At 74.1% G+C, this 16,044-nt stretch carries 15 protein-coding genes; 4 read left to right on the top strand and 11 right to left on the bottom strand.

Annotated elements, in window-relative coordinates; genetic code table 11:
- Positions 1 to 54: 54 nt before the first annotated feature.
- The 5 genes from ADK60_RS35490 to ADK60_RS35470 form a co-directional block, all read right to left on the bottom strand.
- Positions 55 to 732 (bottom strand): NAD(P)H-dependent oxidoreductase, encoded by a 678-nt coding sequence (locus tag ADK60_RS35490; RefSeq protein ID WP_045941158.1) that lies wholly within the window; start codon positions 730 to 732, stop codon positions 55 to 57.
- A gap of 152 nt (positions 733 to 884) precedes the next feature.
- Positions 885 to 1,565, bottom strand: coding sequence for a uracil phosphoribosyltransferase (upp, locus tag ADK60_RS35485; protein WP_053650978.1), 681 nt, complete (start codon positions 1,563 to 1,565; stop codon positions 885 to 887).
- Positions 1,565 to 2,266: a phosphoribosylanthranilate isomerase gene (locus ADK60_RS35480; RefSeq protein WP_045941160.1), complete on the bottom strand. Its 702-nt coding sequence runs from the start codon at positions 2,264 to 2,266 to the stop codon at positions 1,565 to 1,567. Before ADK60_RS35480 ends, upp begins: the two co-directional genes overlap by 1 nt.
- A gap of 182 nt (positions 2,267 to 2,448) precedes the next feature.
- Positions 2,449 to 3,141, bottom strand: coding sequence for a type 1 glutamine amidotransferase domain-containing protein (locus ADK60_RS35475; protein WP_053650977.1), 693 nt, complete (start codon positions 3,139 to 3,141; stop codon positions 2,449 to 2,451).
- A gap of 126 nt (positions 3,142 to 3,267) precedes the next feature.
- Positions 3,268 to 4,047, bottom strand: coding sequence for an alpha/beta fold hydrolase (locus ADK60_RS35470; RefSeq protein ID WP_053650976.1), 780 nt, complete (start codon positions 4,045 to 4,047; stop codon positions 3,268 to 3,270).
- 599 nt (positions 4,048 to 4,646) lie between these two features.
- Between ADK60_RS35470 and ADK60_RS47935 the strand changes: the two genes are divergently transcribed.
- Complete coding sequence (locus tag ADK60_RS47935) at positions 4,647 to 5,513, top strand: helix-turn-helix domain-containing protein (RefSeq protein ID WP_052709220.1); 867 nt, start codon at positions 4,647 to 4,649, stop codon at positions 5,511 to 5,513.
- On the opposite strand, the gene ADK60_RS35460 is transcribed toward ADK60_RS47935, so the two are convergent.
- Both ADK60_RS35460 and ADK60_RS35455 read right to left on the bottom strand, forming a co-directional pair.
- Positions 5,458 to 6,129 (bottom strand): hypothetical protein, encoded by a 672-nt coding sequence (locus ADK60_RS35460; RefSeq protein WP_053650975.1) that lies wholly within the window; start codon positions 6,127 to 6,129, stop codon positions 5,458 to 5,460. The two genes, ADK60_RS47935 and ADK60_RS35460, sit on opposite strands and share 56 nt — an antisense overlap.
- Positions 6,130 to 7,017: 888 nt before the next feature.
- Entirely contained in the window at positions 7,018 to 7,887 is an 870-nt protein-coding gene (locus ADK60_RS35455; RefSeq protein ID WP_053650974.1) for a helix-turn-helix transcriptional regulator, read from the bottom strand.
- A gap of 97 nt (positions 7,888 to 7,984) precedes the next feature.
- On the opposite strand from ADK60_RS35455, the gene ADK60_RS35450 reads away from it, so the two are divergent.
- A complete protein-coding gene (locus tag ADK60_RS35450) occupies positions 7,985 to 8,773 on the top strand; it encodes an NAD(P)H-dependent oxidoreductase (RefSeq protein ID WP_053650973.1) in 789 nt (262 codons plus the stop codon).
- A gap of 141 nt (positions 8,774 to 8,914) precedes the next feature.
- Here ADK60_RS35450 and ADK60_RS35445 read toward each other — a convergent pair whose 3' ends face one another.
- Positions 8,915 to 9,943 carry an ArsR/SmtB family transcription factor gene (locus ADK60_RS35445; protein ID WP_053650972.1) on the bottom strand — a complete coding sequence of 343 codons (1,029 nt, stop codon included), beginning with the start codon at positions 9,941 to 9,943 and terminating at the stop codon, positions 8,915 to 8,917.
- 299 nt (positions 9,944 to 10,242) lie between these two features.
- On the opposite strand from ADK60_RS35445, the gene ADK60_RS35440 reads away from it, so the two are divergent.
- Positions 10,243 to 10,749 carry an RICIN domain-containing protein gene (locus ADK60_RS35440; protein WP_053650971.1) on the top strand — a complete coding sequence of 169 codons (507 nt, stop codon included), beginning with the start codon at positions 10,243 to 10,245 and terminating at the stop codon, positions 10,747 to 10,749.
- A 103-nt stretch (positions 10,750 to 10,852) separates the two neighbouring features.
- Here ADK60_RS35440 and ADK60_RS35435 read toward each other — a convergent pair whose 3' ends face one another.
- The 3 genes from ADK60_RS35435 to ADK60_RS35425 form a co-directional block, all read right to left on the bottom strand.
- Entirely contained in the window at positions 10,853 to 11,599 is a 747-nt protein-coding gene (locus ADK60_RS35435) for a hypothetical protein (protein WP_053650970.1), read from the bottom strand.
- 92 nt (positions 11,600 to 11,691) lie between these two features.
- A complete protein-coding gene (locus ADK60_RS35430; protein ID WP_053650969.1) occupies positions 11,692 to 12,264 on the bottom strand; it encodes a PadR family transcriptional regulator in 573 nt (190 codons plus the stop codon).
- Positions 12,265 to 12,541: 277 nt separating this feature from the next.
- The gene (locus ADK60_RS35425; protein WP_053650968.1) at positions 12,542 to 14,596 is read right to left on the bottom strand and encodes an NADPH-dependent 2,4-dienoyl-CoA reductase; all 2,055 of its coding nucleotides are present in this window, start codon (positions 14,594 to 14,596) and stop codon (positions 12,542 to 12,544) included.
- Between the two features lie 226 nt (positions 14,597 to 14,822).
- On the opposite strand from ADK60_RS35425, the gene ADK60_RS35420 reads away from it, so the two are divergent.
- Positions 14,823 to 16,044, top strand: a 1,222-nt coding sequence (locus ADK60_RS35420) for an FAD binding domain-containing protein (RefSeq protein ID WP_107094803.1), incomplete at its 3' end; no start/stop codon positions are given.

The raw sequence follows: 16,044 nt of genomic DNA, 5'->3' as shown, positions 1-16,044 counted from the left end.
TCCTGGCGCTCCGGCGTCCCGGTGTCCTGGCGTCCCGCCGTGCGGGCGGGCGGATCAGCGGTCGGCGGCGGTCCGTCCCCTGCGCAGCGCGTCGGCGACGTCGAGCATGCGGCGGGTCTGGTAGGCGAGGGCGGCGAGGTTGTCCTCGGTGACGTTCTCCGCCAGCCGGCCCGGGACCGCCTGCCGGCCGGAGACCGAACTGACGCCGTAGGGGTTGCCGTTGCTGGGGGCCGTCATGATCTCGTCGGTGACGCCGGGCGGCACGATGATCCCGCCCCAGTGGTAGAAGACGGCGTTCAGCGAGAGGATCGTCGCCTCCTGGCCGCCGTGCGGGGCGCCGGTGGAGGTGAACGAGGCCATCACCTTGCCCTGGAGGCCGCCGCGGGCGTTGAGCGGCCAGGCCAGCTCGATGAAGTGCTTGAGCGGGGCGGCGATCATCCCGAACCGGCCGGGGCCGCCGAGCAGGATCACATCGGCCCAGGCGAGGTCGTCGACGGAGGCGGTGGGGACGGCCGCGATCGCCGCGGCGTTCTCCTGCCAGGCCTCGGTCCACTCGGTGAACTCCGGGGCCAGGGAAGCCTCGACGTACTCGGGGACCCGGCGCAGCCGGGCCACGGCGCCGGCCTTGGTGGCGGCCTCCTCGGCGGCCAGGGCGAGCTTGTGGACGTTGCCGGTGCCCGAGTAGTAGACGATCGAGATCCTCGTCGGCGCGGAGGTGTCGGCGGTGGACACGGTGGTGCTCCTCAGGGTCGGTGGCGGTGGCGGTGACGCCAACAGGCGGTGGCGGCAACAGGCGGTAGTGGCAACGGCGGTGGGGGCCGGAGCGGTGGGGTCGCGGGGTTACGGATCCCGGACCCCGCCCGCCCCGGCGGGTGGGGAGGGCCTCAGGCGGGGACGTCGGTCCCGAAGTAGCGGTCGCCGAAGTCGCCGATGCCGGGCACCATGAACGCGTTCTCGTTGAGCCGCTCCTCGATCGAGGAGGTCACGATCCGCACCCCGGGGTGGCGGTCGTGCACGGCCCGGATCCCCTCCGGGGCGGAGAGCAGGTTCACGAAGAGGATGTGCTCCTCCGGCACGCCGTGGTCGAGCAGCACCCCGATCGCGGCCAGCGCGGTGCCGCCGGTGGCGAGCATCGGGTCGAGGAGCAGCACATGGCCCCGGCCGATCCCGGCGGGCAGCGCCGCGTAGTACAGGCGCGGGAGCTTGGTGACCTTGTCCCGCTGGATCAGGATCTTGCCCAGCCTGGTCTCCGGTGCCATCACCCGCAGTTCGGACTCCATGCTGTCCCCGGCCCGGGCGACGGACACCCCGTAGACCTGGGTGGCCGGCGACAGGCCGTGGTAGACCTGCCCGACCGGGGTGCGGACGTCGCGCGGCTCGTACGGCAGCAGGTCCAGCGCGGCGTCCAGCAGGCCGCGGATGATCCGGTTGGCGGAGAGGACGAAGTCCTCCCGGCGGGCCTCGCGGTCGCGGACGACCGCGTGCAGGGCCCGCAGACGGTTGGTCTGGGGCACCAGGTGGGTCACCCGGGTCACGCCCCGCAGCGGCTCGGTCCCGGTGGTCATCAGGAGGCGCTCCGGCCGTCCTCCGCGGCGACCCGGGCGAAGGCCGCGCGGGCCTCCTGGACGAAGGTGCGCACCTTCTGCCGGTCCTTGCGCCGGGTGGCCTTGTCCTCCAGGCCGGTGTGGGCGTCAACGGCGGCGGGGCGGACGGCCTCGATGGCGGCCGCGACGTTCTCCGGCGTGAGCCCGCCCGCCATCATCAGCGGCTTCGGGGAGATCCGGACCAGCTCGGCGCTGACCGACCAGTCGTGGGTCAGGCCGGTCGCGCCCTTGGCGCCGGTGGCCGGGTTGAAGCTGTCGGTGATGAACATGTCCACCCACTCGGCGGAGGTCTCGACGATGGCGCGCAGCTCGTCGATGTTGTCCGACTTCACCACGAGGCTCTTGAGCACGTAGAGGTCAGGGGCGAGGGTGCGCAGGCGGCGCAGCTCGGCCGGGGTCACGTCGCCGTGCAGCTGGATCGCGCTCACGCCGATCTCGGCGCAGAACGCGGCGATCTCGTCGGCCTCGGTCAGGTAGGTGATGATGACGCCCTTGTTGCCGGGCTGGATCGCCTTGACGATGGCGGCGGCGTCGGCCTCCGAGAGGTCCTCGTTCTTGGCCGGCAGGCGCAGGGCGAAGCCGAGCCAGTCGGCGCCCTCCTCGATGATCAGGTCGGCCTCGGCCTGGTCGATGATGCCCGCGACCTGGATCAGTCCGTACATGTCTGCCTCCTCTGGCCTCGGCGGTCCTGGCCGGGGCCGGTCTGCGACGGTTTCGGGGGGTCGCCGTCCGGGGGACGGCGGTGGTGGAGCGGGGCGGCGTTGCGGGGCGGGCCCGTGGGTGGTGCGTTGGCTGCGCGGCGGGTGCCTTGCGGGGCGGCGGGTGCTTGCGGGGCGGGCCCGGGTCAGCGGGCTTCGGCGGCCTTGGCGAGTTCGGCGACGACGAGGCGTGCCACGGGGGCGGCGGAGGCGGGGTTCTGCCCCGTGACGACCCGGCCGTCGCTCTGGGTGTGGGCCTGGTACACGGGCGCCTTGGTGTGCAGCGCGCCCGACTCCTTCAGCCGGTCCTCCAGCAGGAACGGCATGACCTCGACCAGGCCCAGCGAGTCCTCCTCCTCGTTGCTGAACGAGGCGACCCGCTTGCCGCTCACCAGCAGGGTGCCGTCCGGCAGCCGCAGGTTGACCAGCGCGGCCGGGCCGTGGCAGACGGCGGAGACGACGCCGCCCCGGCCGTGGATGTCCATGGCGATGCGGGCCAGGTCCGGGGAGTCCGGGAAGTCCCACATGGCGCCGTGGCCGCCGACGTAGAAGATCGCCGCGTACTCGGCGGGGTCGACCTCGGCCGCCCGGCGGGTCGCCACGAGCTTGGCCTTGACGGTCTCGTCGGCCAGGAAGCCGACGATCTCGGGGTCGTCCTCCTCGCCCGGGAAGACGACGGCCGGCGGCTCGCCGCCGCGCACGGAGACGAAGTCGACCTCGTGGCCGGCGCCGACGAAGACGTTGTAGGGGTGGGCCGCCTCCGAGACGCTGTAGCCCGTCCGGTTGCCGGTGTCCCCCAAGGTGTCGTGACTGCTGACGGCGAGCAGGATCTTGGCCATGGTTCCTCCTGGAGTCGCTGCGGACTGCTCCGCGGGTGGTCGGGCGCGGGGTCGGGCGGGTGGTCGGGCGCGCGGCGGGTGGCCGGCCCCGGCCGGGACCGGGGCCGGTCGGTGCCGGGTGGAGGATCAGGCCCGGTGGATGAAGTCCTGGATCAGCTGGACGAGTTCGGCCGGCCTCTCGAAGATCACCATGTGGCCGCTGTCGATCTCGGTGTAGCTGGAGTTCGGGATCGCGGCGGCCAGCTCGCGGGAGTGCTCGGCGGGCACGGCGGCGTCCGGGTACGGGGCCAGCACGAGGGTCTCGGCCTCGACCTTGCCGACGATGTCGCGGATGTCGACCTGGACCAGCAGCTCCAGCTGGCGGATGCGGCCGTTGGAGGGGCTCAGCTCCGAGCCGAGGTTCTCGACGTCGCTCAGGCTCGGCCGGGTGCGGATGTAGCGCGGGCTGAAGGCCGTGGTGCTCAGGACCCGCCCGAAGGCCTTGGCGTCGTGCTTCTGACTGAGCGTCAGGCCGATCAGGTTCTCGATGTAGAGGTCCGACTTCACCAGGCCGCCGATCGGCACCAGCCGGCGCACCAGCCCGGGGTGGAGCGCGGCGGTGGCGGCGACGACGGCCCCGCCGAGCGAGAAGCCCACCAGGTCCACCGGGCCGAGGCCGGCGTGCTCGATCACGGCGGCGACCTCGTCGGCGAGCTGCTCGACGGTCAGCGGCGTGCCGTCGTCCTCGGCGGTCTCGCTGCCGGAGAGCTCCGGCAGGATGACGGTGTTGCGGCGGGCGAAGTCCTCGACGAGGTGCCCGAAGGTGACCTGGCCCCCCTTGCCCACGCCGTGCACCAGGACCAGGGCCGGCCCCTCGCCGGTCACGGTGTAGTGGACGCGCGAGTTTCCGACGGAGATCGTGGGCATGACGGATCGCCTCCTGTGACGATGTGGAAAGGAATACCCCGACAGACCCTGACCGGGGAATCGGAAAATGTGGTGCGGGCATGCGTACGGAAATGCGCACGGAGAATTCCGCCGGCCCCACCGGATTCGCATGGGTGCAGGCCGCCGGGGTTCCGCGGGATGCAGCTGCGCAGTATTTCGACAACGCCGGCCGACTTCGCCGCAGGGGCGGCCGGACGGATGGTGCGGGTCCGCACGACGGGGCGCGGGGCCAATTGCGACGCGGACACGACATGCTGGAGCACGGGAAGGAAGCTCCCTCGAACCCCTGCCCCCTCGATCACTCGAAGTAGAATTTATCTACTTCCAGCGATCCGGTCAAGCTTGCAGATCACCTTCGGGTGATCCGGCACCCACCCTGCAGCGCGCAAAGGTGTGCGGCAAATGCGTTGAAATATCAATGAAGCGCAATAAAACGGACATCCAGTCATGGCGGGAGTGGCTCCCTCGACGGCCGCACTGAACTCGGGCCGCGGTCACGAGCTCATGCCGATGCCCCGGATGTCGGGATCTTCCGCTGCCTGGGCACTATCATTCTTTCAGACCCCATCCAGTGGAGTATGCCCGTGCCCGACCGCTTGTTCGACGGCAATAAGCTGCGCAACCTCCGCGTCGTCAAAGGAATGTCGCAGGCCACGCTGGCGGCCGGGCTTCATGTGAAAGTGAACGCCGTCTATCGCTGGGAGAACGGCCTGGCAGCTCCCCCGCCGGAGCGTTTGCCGACGATTGCCGCATTCCTGGACACCGACCTGGACGAGCTCTTTCCGCGCAGCGAATCACCGAATCTCGCCGACCTGCGGTGCGACGCCGGGATGACCCAGGCGGACACCGCGCGCCACACCAACACCGCCTCCCCCATGCCGGTGCGGGCCGCCGAACAGGGCAGGCGACCGCTCTCCGAGCAGGCGGTGACGGCCCTGGCCGCCGCCTACGGGGTGACCCGGGCCGAGCTGCTCGCGGCGCAGCGGCGCTCCTTCGGCCAGGCCGAGGAGCCGGCGGCGGAACCCTCGGCCGAGGGCGCCCGGGTGGCACGGAAGCTGGAGTCGCTGCGCACCGAGGTGTACGGCGGGGTGGCGCCCTCGGACGCGCACCTCGCGGCCGAGGGGAACCGCCGGAGCGGCTCCGACGCGCTCACCGAGGCCCTGGTCCGCTCGCTGCGGGCCGGCGAGGTCGCCGAGCCGCCGGACGCGGCGCTCGACGCCCTGGCGCTCGCCCTCGACGTGCCGCCGGTCTACTTCCGGCAGGACGATCCGGAGGTGGACGCGCTGATCCTGTCCACCCGGGCCGTGCGCGACAGGTTCACCGTGATGGCCGCGCGCGGCGCGGGCCAGGACCTGCCGAAGGAATCCTGGGACCAGCTCCGGGACTTCATCAGTGGGACGATGGCGGAGATCTTGGGAGAGGACGGGAACGGACGCCCGGAGTGAGGTGTTCGGCCGCCGGCTGCCGGGACTCCCGGCCGGGGGGCTCCGCCGCGGCCCCGGACGGGGCGCGGCGGTCCGTCCCGGTCCCGGAGGACGCGCGGCGGTCCGTCCCCGGGGACGCGCGGTGGTCCGCCCCCGACGCCGGTCCGCGCTCGCGCCGGCGACTGATCAACCGGGCCGCGTGGTCGGCGCGCAGCTCGATGAAGGCGTCCCGCTTCAGGGACCTGGCCGTCGCCGGGATCCCGCCGACCGGCGCCATCCCGCGCGCCCGCAGGACGTCGGGCGGACCGACCAGCCCGGTGCCGTCCCCGGCCCACAGGTGCACCAGCTGATGGACCTTCAACTCCACCTCGTGGGAGGCCGACCGGCCCTCGCGGTGGAGGATCAGGTCGACCGGGCGGGTGTCGTGCTTCACCAGGAGGCCGCAGGTGCCGTCGAGCCCGGTCAGATGGGTCGCCGGGATCGGGCGCAGCACGATGTGCCGGCCGCTGGCCTCCGCGAGGTTCCCGACCAGGCGGTCGAGGTCGAAGGGGTCCGGGAGGGGCATGGAGGCGACGAGGCGCTCGCCGTCCTGCTCGGCCTGGAGGTGCAGCAGTCCCGCACCTCGGTGCCGGTACATCCCCGAGAGAATTCCGGGTGCGTCGTGACCACGGCGAGGAGCCCCGCTCATTTCGGGGATCCCGTACCGCCGATCCCTCTTTCCAGAATTTGGCACCGGGTGTGTAAGTAGCCTACTCTGCGCATTCTACATTCCCCCTTCTGTGCACGGCTCATAAAGTCGTCGCAAAGGCATGCGGAAACGTTCGGAATCGCTCACAAATTCGCTCGTGGATATGCGAATTGCGCGACGCGATGGTATATGTGTATCGGTCGCAGCAGTTCGCCGTCGAGTCCTCGGGCCCTGAAGTCCGCCCTTACGGGCAGCTTGTCGGCCCGGAATCCCCCCGCTTCCTGCGACGGCCGGGTCCACGATGTTCACAGCGACCCGGCGCGCAAGGCACGATTCCGATGCCCCCCGTTCATGCCTGTCTGATAGTGCTCCCTCCTGAGGGGCGCCGGCCGACCCCCAGCCCGGCGTTACCGAGGTGCGAGCGTGCCGAGGCTACGATAAATCTCGGACAACCACCATGGTGCATGGTTTACGACATCTGGCCGAAACTCACCAGCCGCCGGGCGGCGAAATCCGGACCCGGCCCGACCGCCCACGACCGGTCCGGCGCCGGCCGTCCCGGGGCCGTCACGGGGCGCGGCCGGTCCCTCCGGCATCGTCCGACGTCATGCGGTGTCGCGCGGTACCGGGCGGCACCGTCCGCACCACCGGACCCGGCCGCGCCACCCGGCAGCCCGGTCCCGGGGCCCGGCCGGCGCGGTCGGCGTGGCCGAGGACAGGGCCCGGATCAAGTCGTGATCAATCTGCCGGATACACCGTAGCGGTGGCCCTGGAAGGCGGTGGATCGCCGTCACCATCGCCGTCGCCGTCGCCGTCGCCGCGAGCGGCGGATCCTGCTCACCCCTCGTCCACCACGCCGCCGAGACGGGCCAGGGCCTCGGCGGCGCCCGCGTCCCGCCCCGCCGAGAAGACGTGCACCACGAGGCCGGTCTCGCCCGGCCCGGCCGGGACGTGCAGGGCCTCGAAGTCCAGGGCGAGAGTCCCGGTGACCGGGTGGTGCAGCAGCTTGTGGCCCGAGGTGCAGTTCATCACCTCGCCGGAGTCCCAGATCCGGCGGAACTCCGGGCTCACCGCCGACAGTTCGGCGATCAGACCGGTCAGCTCCGCGTCGTCCGGCCAGGTGCCCGCCGAGGCCCGCAGCTGGCCGACCGCCTCGGTGGCGCGGTCCGACCACTCCGGATGGACGGTGCGGGCGGCCGGGTCCAGGAACAGGAAACGGGCCTGGTTGCGGTCCCGTCGGGCCCCCGACTCCCCCAGCCCGCCGATGAGTTCGGCACCCAGCGAGTTCCAGGCGACCACGTCGAGACGGTGGTCGGTCACAAAGGCCGGCATCCCCGCTCCCAGGGCGTCCAGCATGCCGCGCAGCAGCGGGCTCACCCGGGGCGCCGGCGGCGGGAGCCGACGGGAGCCTGCCAGGGTGTCCAGGTGGCGGCGCTCGGCCGCGGACAGGCCCAGGATGCGGGCCAGCGCCCCCAGTACCTCGAAGGACGGCTGGGTGGACCGCCCCTGTTCCAGCCGGACGTAGTAGTCGACACTGATCCCGGCCAACTGCGCCAGCTCCTCCCGGCGCAGCCCGCGCACCCGACGCCGTCCACCGGCCGTCAGCCCGACCAGCTCGGGCGCGACCCGGGCCCGGCGGGCCCGCAGGAACTCCCCCAGGGCGGGGCGGGGAACGACGGAACGGGCAGCGGCGGCGGTGGTCTCCATACGCTCCAGTATGGTGGCCCTCGCATTACCAGGATCCGGAGTCCGCCGGAACAGCAGGGACCTGGCTCCGGCCCGCCGCCCCGGCGAGGGTGGAGCCATGAGCAACCACACCCCGCAGCAGCGGCCCCGGCGCGTCCTGGTCGTCACCGCCCACCCCGAACCCCGCTCGCTCACCGCCGCGCTGGGCGACTTCGCGGTCGCCCGGCTCCGCGCCGCCGGGCACGAGGTGGAGGTCTCCGACCTGTACGCGATGAAGTGGCACGCCGCCCTCGACGCCGACGACTTCCCCGACCGCCCGGCGGACACCCGCCTCGGGGTGCTCGCCGCCCAGGACGAGGCCACCCGCACGGGGCGGCTCTCGGCCGACATCGCCGCCGAGCAGGAGAAGCTGCGCCGGGCGGACGCGGTGGTGTTCCAGTTCCCGCTGTGGTGGTTCTCGGCACCCGCGATCCTCAAGGGCTGGATCGACCGGGTGTTCACCTTCGGCTTCGCGCACGGCCCGGACGTCCCCCCGCCGTACAGCGAGGGCGCGTTGGGCGGCAAGCGCGGCCTGCTCGCGGTGAGCGTCGGGGGCCGCGAGTCCGCGTTCACCGACCGGGGCGCGCACGGGCCGCTGGCGGACCTGCTGTTCCCGCTGCAGCACGGGGTGTTCTGGTTCAGCGGCATCGCGGCCCTGGAACCGTTCGCCGTGTACCGGTCGGAAGGGCTGTCGGCCGAGGAGTTCGAGGCCGCCGCGGAAGCCTACGGACAGCGCCTGGACGCCCTGTTCACCGAGGAGCCGGTCCCGTTCCGCCGCCTCGACGGCGGCGACTACGGGCGCGACATGCGCCTGCACGAGGGCGTGGAGCAGCCCGGCAGCGCCGGCCTCGCCCTCCACCTCCGCTGAGCGCGCTCCGGCCTCCTGGGGCGCCGGCCGCCCAGGGGTCGGCCGGCGCCCCAGGAGGCCGGCCGCGTCAGAAGGCCGACGAACTCGCCGATCGCCGTCGGACAGCCGCGCACCGGCCCGTGCGCGGTGGGAGGGGCGAGGTCAGGTCGTCCCGGGGCCGGGGGCGGGCGGGACCGGGCGGTCGTCGAGCAGGGCCTGGCCGAGCGGGGTGAGGGTGTGGCGGACGCCCGGGCCGGAGCGTTCGGTGGTCAGCAGGCCGGCGGAGCGCAGGACGGTGGCGTGGTGGCTCGCGGTGGCGGGCGAGGTGCCGATGCGGCGCGCGAGTTCGGCCGTTCCCGCTGGGTCGGCGGCCGCCCTGAGGGTGCGGGCGCGGGTGGCGCCGAGCAGCGCGACGAGCGCGCCGTCGGAATCCGCCGAGGCGGCGGCCCCCCAGACCGCCCGGTAGGTGGCCAGGTCGCGGGCCAGCGGGTAGTGCAGCACGACCGGGTACTCGGGGCCCCGGTTGTCCGTCAGGGCGATCGGCTCGGGCCAGAAGAAGGTGGGCACCAGGAGCACCCCGGTACCCCGCAGGTTCAGGTCGGCGTCGACCGGACAGGGCAGCGACAGCACCGGCGACTCCCAGCGGACGTCCGGGTGCAGCGAGCCGAGCAGGCCGTCCAGTCCGGTGTCGGCGGCGGCCAGCGCCCGCCCGGTGCGCTCGGCGTGGGTGGCGGCCAGCAGCTGCGACCAGTAGGGCGCCACCGCGAAGGCGTGGTACTCGCGGAGCCGGCGCTGGACCAGGCCGCGCCACCCGCGGTCGCCCCGGTACAGCTCGCGGACCCAGCGGGGCGCCGTCGGACGCAGGTACTCCAGGGCGCACAGGTCCGCCGCCCACAACTGCCGGGGCAGCGACCAGGTCTGGTCGAGGCTGTCCGCCAGGCTGCCGGCGCCCGCGTGCAGGAACGCCTCCGGCGCCTCCGTCGCGCCCGCCGAGGTCGCCAGCTCGAACAGCACCCGCAGTTCGGGGCGGAGGCGGCCGCGGGTCCGGTCGCGCCACCCGTCCAGTGCCACGCCGCCCACGCCGCGGGACTGCACCAGCGACAGGCTCAGCACGGTCTCCGCGAGCGGGTCGGGTGCCCGCGCGATCCGTACCCTGGTCAGGTCGTCGTGGGTGAAGTGGATGCGCAGCAATCCGGTCCTTCCGTCGGCTTCCCCGGTGAGGCGCGGCGGTGTCGGTGTCGGTCCGTCCCCGTCCCCCGATCGGGTGGCCGGCCCCCGCCGCGTCCTGGTGTCCACCGTATGCGGACCCGCCCGGCCGGACCGGGGCGTTGCCCGGCTCTGACCGGTTCGTGGCACGTCACGGACATTGCCACGCCCGAATTCGATGGAGCCCGAAGGGTCTTGGGCCGGACGGTTCCGGACGCCGAGACTGGCGGCCGAGGCGCCCCGGTGCGGGGCGTCCGGACCACCAGACCGGGAGTGCACCGATCATGCGATCCAGCCGCCAGTCCCTCGTCCGCTCCGTCGTCGTCGCCGGGTCGGTGCTCGCCGCCGCCACGGTGCTGGCCGCACCCGCGCAGGCGGCGCCGGTGCTGCACGGCTACGCCAACGTCGTCCAGGGCAAGTGCCTGGACATCCGCGGCGCCTCCACCGCCGAGGGCGCGCTGCTGCAGGAGTTCAGCTGCAAGAACGACTCGAACCAGCGCTTCTGGTCGGACACCGGCGCCGACGGGGCCACCGAGCTGCGGGTGCAGAAGTCCGGTCTGTGTCTCGAACCGACCACGCTCAACGCCTACGGCAGCGTGATCCAGCGGGCCTGCTCCGGTGCCCAGACCCAGCGCTGGGAGCTCCTCCCGCACGGCCCGAACGCGGTCGTGTTCAAGAACCGGGCGTCCGGCCTGTGCCTCCAGGACTACTTCTCGGCGGACGGCAGCCGGCGCGACGTCAACATGTGGCCGTGCCAGGAGAGCGCGTACCAGCAGTGGGTGGTGCGCTGAGCCCGGCGCGGCAGGGCGGGGCGGTCCCGGTTCCCCGGGGCCGCCCCGTGGCGGTCGGACGGCTCGGAAAGCTAGGACGGCGCTCGGACGGCTCGGACGGCGGTCAGACGGCGGAGCCCGGGGCCGCGGTGGCGCCCGCCTGGACGCCCAGGGTGCGTTCGGCCTTGGCGACGGCCGCGCGGTAGTAGAGCGAGGCGAGCTGGGACTCGTCGGAGTCGCGCTGGAAGAACCCGTAGGCGAGGGCGACGTCGCCGAGGCGCTCGATGCCGAGGTAGCCGTTGAGCCGGACGCCGGCGAGGTCGCCGTCGAGGCGGACGGCCGGGGCCCCGGCGCGGTCGCCGAGGGCGATCGGGGTCACCGAGAAGGTCACGGCCGCGCCGGTGTTGTCGGTGAAGGTGATGCTGTGGCAGTCGGCGAACGCGGAGCCGACGGTGGCGAAGTCGGCGTCCAGCCGGGCCGCCTCCTCGGCGGTGAGGGACTCGGTGATCATCGGATTGCCGTCCGGGCCGTCGAACTGCGCCTCCTGGTGCGGTCCTCGGGCGGAGGCACCGGACGGGTCCCGGTTCAGCAGCGCGCGCAGGGCGTCGCAACCGGCCACCGGGGAGGCGCCGGACTCCGGCGAGGGGCTCGGGTCCGCCGGGATCTCGGTGAAGTCGGGGCCGAGCTCGGCGGCGGTCAGCAGGGCGGCCCGGAGCTGCTCGTCGGTCGGCAGCAGAGGTGCCGACGCCGTGACGGCGGAGGCGGACGCGGGAGCGGGTGGTGCTCCCGCCGCGAGCTGGGTGGTGCCGAGGGTGAGCACGGTGGCGACGGCCGCCGCGACGAGCGCACGGAGATGCCTCGGGAGGGACATACGGGCCCCCGATCGATGAGGTCGGGCAGGGACAGGCGTCCAGTGTCCCACCGGCCCCCGGCGCGCGCCCGCCCGGAGCGCATAGGCGCAGGTCAGGAGGGGTCTTCCGGCCCCTCGACCGAGGGCGGGCCCGGTGCCGGCGGCAGGCTCTCGACCGTCTCCGCGAGCCACCGCACCCAGAAGGACTCCAGCCCGACACCGGCCCGCAGCACCGCGTACTGGAGCGGATCGGCCCCGCCCTCCTCCCCCGCCGGGAAGTCGCGCCGCCCGATCGCCTCGTAGTGGGCCAACTGCGCCCGGTGCAGGTCGAGATGGCGGCGCAGCTCGGCGTCGAGACCGGCCGTGCCGACCACGGCGGCGGCGCGCAGCCGCAGCAGCAGCGGGTCGCGGATCGGCCGGGGGTCCTCCGCGGCGGCCGTCCACCGCGCCAGTTCGGCGCGGCCGGCGGGCAGCACCTCGTACTCCTTCTTCTGCCCGCGCACCGGACCGGCCTGCGGCAGCGCCCGGATCAGTCCGGTGGTCTCCAGCCGGCCCAGCTCCCGGTAGATCTGCTGGTGGGTGGCGGACCAGAAGAAGCCGATCGACCTGTCGAACCGCCGGGTCAGCTCCAGCCCCGAGGAAGGCTGCTCCAGCAGGGCGGTGAGGATGGCGTGCGGCAGCGACATGGCACCGATCCTAGGGCGCGCCTTCAAACCCCCGCCGTCCGCCCGAAGGGCGGGCGGGGCGGCGTTGGGGTGCGTGCATCGGCGGTGCCGAGGAGGGAGTCCATGCGGAGCATCGGCGACCGACGAGAAGCCGGCGAGGTGCGTGCCCCGGCGTCGCCCCGCAGGCGCGGGTTTGAAGACGCGCCCCAGGGGCCGCCCCGCACGGCCGGGGGGCTCGTGCGGGGCGGGTCGGGCGGGGCGGCGTCCCGGGGTCGGGGGCCGGGGCGGCGGCCCGGGGTCAGAGGGCGGCGGCGAGCTCGGTGCCCTGCTTGACGGCGCGCTTGGCGTCGAGTTCGGCGGCCTCGTCGGCGCCGCCGATCAGGTGCGGGGTGACACCCAGGGCGCGCAGGGCGGCGTCGAGGTCGCGGCGCGGCTCCTGGCCGGTGCACAGCACCACGGTGTCGACCGGCAGCAGCTGCGGCTCGCCGTCGACGGTGAAGTGCAGGCCCGCGTCGTCGATCCGGTCGTAGCCCGCGCCCGCGACCATGGTGACGCCGCGGTGCTTGAGCTCGGTGCGGTGGATCCAGCCGGTGGTCTTCCCGAGCCCGGCGCCGACCTTGGTGGTGCGGCGCTGGAACAGGTGGACCCGGCGCGGCGGCTCGGGCCGCTCGGGGCGGGCGAGGCCGCCACGCTCCCGGTAGTCCCCGTCGATGCCCCAGTGCCGGCGGTGCACGGCCGGGTCGAGGCTCGGCGCGTCGCCCGCGTCGGTGAGGAACTCGGCGACGTCGAAGCCGATGCCGCCCGCGCCGAGGATCGCGACCTGCTCGCCGACGGCCGCGCCGTCGCGCAGCACGTCGAGGTAGCCGAGCACGCTGGGGTGGTCGACGCCCGGCAGGTCGGCGGGGTCGGGGACGCGCGGGCTGACACCGGTGGCGAGCACGACCTCGTCGAAGCCCTCGGCGGCGAGCGCCGCCGCGTCGACCCAGCTGCCGAGCCGCAGCTCCACGCCGAGGTCCGCCAACCGGTGGCGGTAGTAGCGCAGGGTCTCCGCGAACTCCTCCTTGCCCGGGATCCGGCGGGCGATGTCGAGCTGCCCGCCGATGACGGCGGCGGCGTCGAACAGGGTGACCCGGTGGCCGCGCTCGGCGGCGGTGACGGCACAGGCGAGGCCGGCCGGTCCGGCGCCGACGACGCCGACCCGCTTGGCCCGCCGGGTCGGGGCGAGCACCAGCTCGGTCTCGTGGCAGGCGCGCGGGTTCACCAGGCAGGAGGTGATCTTCCCGCTGAAGGTGTGGTCCAGGCAGGCCTGGTTGCAGCCGATGCAGGTGTTGACGGCCTCGGGGCGGCCCGCGGCGGCCTTGGCGACGAAGTCCGGGTCGGCGAGCAGCGGGCGGGCGAGCGAGACCAGGTCGGCGCAGCCGTCGGCGAGCAGCCGCTCGGCCAGCTCGGGGGTGTTGATCCGGTTGGTGGCGACCAGCGGCACGGAGACCGAGCCCATGACCCGCTCGGTCACCCAGGCCCAGGCGCCGCGCGGCACCGAGGTGGCGATGGTGGGGATGCGCGCCTCGTGCCAGCCGATGCCGGTGTTGATGATGGTGGCGCCGGCCGCCTCGACCGCCTTGGCGAGCAGGACCACCTCGTCCAGGGTGGAGCCGCCGGGGACGAGGTCGAGCATGGAGAGCCGGTAGACCAGGATGAAGTCCGGTCCGACCCGTTCCCGGACCCGGCGGACGATCTCGACCGGGAAGCGCATCCGGTTCTCGTAGGAGCCGCCCCACTCGTCCTCGCGGTGGTTGGTGGCGGCGGCGACGAACTCGTTGATCAGGTAGCCCTCGGAGCCCATGATCTCGACGCCGTCGTAACCGGCCCGGCGGGCGAGTTCGGCGCAGCGGGCGAAGTCGTCGATGGTGGCCTCGACCTCGTCGGCGGTGAGGGCGCGGGGCGGGAACGGGCTGATCGGGGCCTGCACGGCGCTGGGGGCGACCAGGGCGGGGTGGTAGGCGTAGCGGCCGAAGTGCAGGATCTGGAGCGCGATCCGGCCGCCGGCGGCGTGCACGGCGTCGGTGACGACGCGGTGCCGGTCCGCCTCCTCCTCGGTGGTGAGCTTGGCGCCGCCGTCCCAGGGGCGCCCGGCCTCGTTGGGGGCGATGCCGCCGGTGACGATGAGGCCGACGCCGCCGCGGGCGCGTTCGGCGTAGAAGGCGGCCATCCGCTCGAAGCCGTTCTCGGCCTCCTCCAGGCCGACGTGCATGGAGCCCATGACCACGCGGTTGGGGAGGGTGGTGAAGCCGAGGTCGAGCGGGCGCAGCAGGTGCGGGTAGGGCGGCGGCGGGGTGCTGGCGGTCGTCGTCATCGCGGCTTCTCCTGGCGGGGACGGGCGGGCGGGTCGGTGGCCGGGGGCGGAGGGGTGACCGGCCACCACACGGTAGGCGAGCCCGAGCTCCCTATGCAACCAGTTGCATAGGTGATCCAGGGAACACCTCGGACACTCCGCTGACGGACCGTCAGTCCACGGCGTATGGTCGTCGTCGGGACGACGGACGGGGCCGAGGGCGCCCCGGCGAGGAGGGGGAGCGGTCGTGCGGGGTGGATCGGTCGCCGTGGTCGGCGGCAGCATCGCGGGTTGTGCGTTCGCACGGGCGGCGGCCCGGGGCGGGGCCGAGCGGGTCACCGTGCTGGAGCGCAGCCCGGGGAACCTGGAGGACCGCGGCGTGGGCCTGTGCGTCCTGCTGGACCGCTACGACGAACTGGTCCTGGCCGGCCACCTGGACGACGGCATCCGCCACCATCCGCTCACCACCCGGCACTGGGTGGCCAAGGACCCCGCGGGCACCCCGCGCGGGCGGGTGCTGTGGGTGCAGCCGATGGCGATGCACTCCTTCCACTGGGGCGTGCTGTGGCAGGGGCTGCGCGACCGCACCCCCGAGCAGGTGGAGTTCCGCCCCGGGACGGCCGTCACGGCGGCCGGCGGCACCGACCTCGCCGGGCCGGCCTGGGTCGAGACGGCGACCGGCGGGCGCGAGCCGTACGACCTGGTGGTGGGCGCCGACGGCCACCGCTCGGTGGTGCGCGCCGCCGTCTGCCCGGAGGCCCGGGCCGAGTACGCCGGGTACGTCGCCTGGCGCGGCAGCTTCGACGCCCGGCTGCTCGACCGGCTCCCGGGCGGCGCGGCCCACTGGCCCGAGGCGGAGGTGATCACCGCCTGCTACCCCGGCGGGCAGGTCGTGCTCTACCGGATCCCGGGGCTGACCCCCGGCACCACCCTGGTGAACTGGGTCTTCTACGCCCCCGCGCCCGACTGGCTGCGGACCGCCGGCGGCACCGACCCGCTCGGCTTCGCGGTCGGCTCGCTCGACGCCGCCCGCCGCGGCGAACTGTCCGCGCTCGCCGAGCGCGTCCTGCCGCCGTACTGGGCCGGTGTGGTCGACCTGACGCCCGTCGAGCGGATCCTGCTCCAGCCGATCCACGACCTGGAGACCCCGCGCCGCACCGCCGGCCGCCTGCTGCTCGCCGGGGACGCCGCGACCCTCGTCCGCCCGCACACCACCAGCGGCGCGGCGAAGGCACTGCAGGACGCCTGCGCCTTCGAGGACGCCTGGCGGGCCGCGGAGGGCTGGGCCGACCTGCTGCCCGGCTACGACCGCGAGCGCGGCGCGGCGGGGCGGGCGCTGGTGGAACTCAGCCGCCGGCTCGGGCGGGCGCAGGTCACCGGGGCGCCGGACTGGTCGGCCGTGGACGGGCCGGCGATGGCCGCGTGGTGGCGCGACCAGCTGGGCGCCTCGGGCGGGTTCGGCGGGCTGG

Source organism: Streptomyces sp. XY431 (genome assembly GCF_001279805.1).
Classification (GTDB): Bacteria; Actinomycetota; Actinomycetes; order Streptomycetales; family Streptomycetaceae; genus Kitasatospora; species Kitasatospora purpeofusca.
Note: the sequence above shows the minus strand (reverse complement) of the source record. Positions and strands in the feature narration are given on the sequence as shown.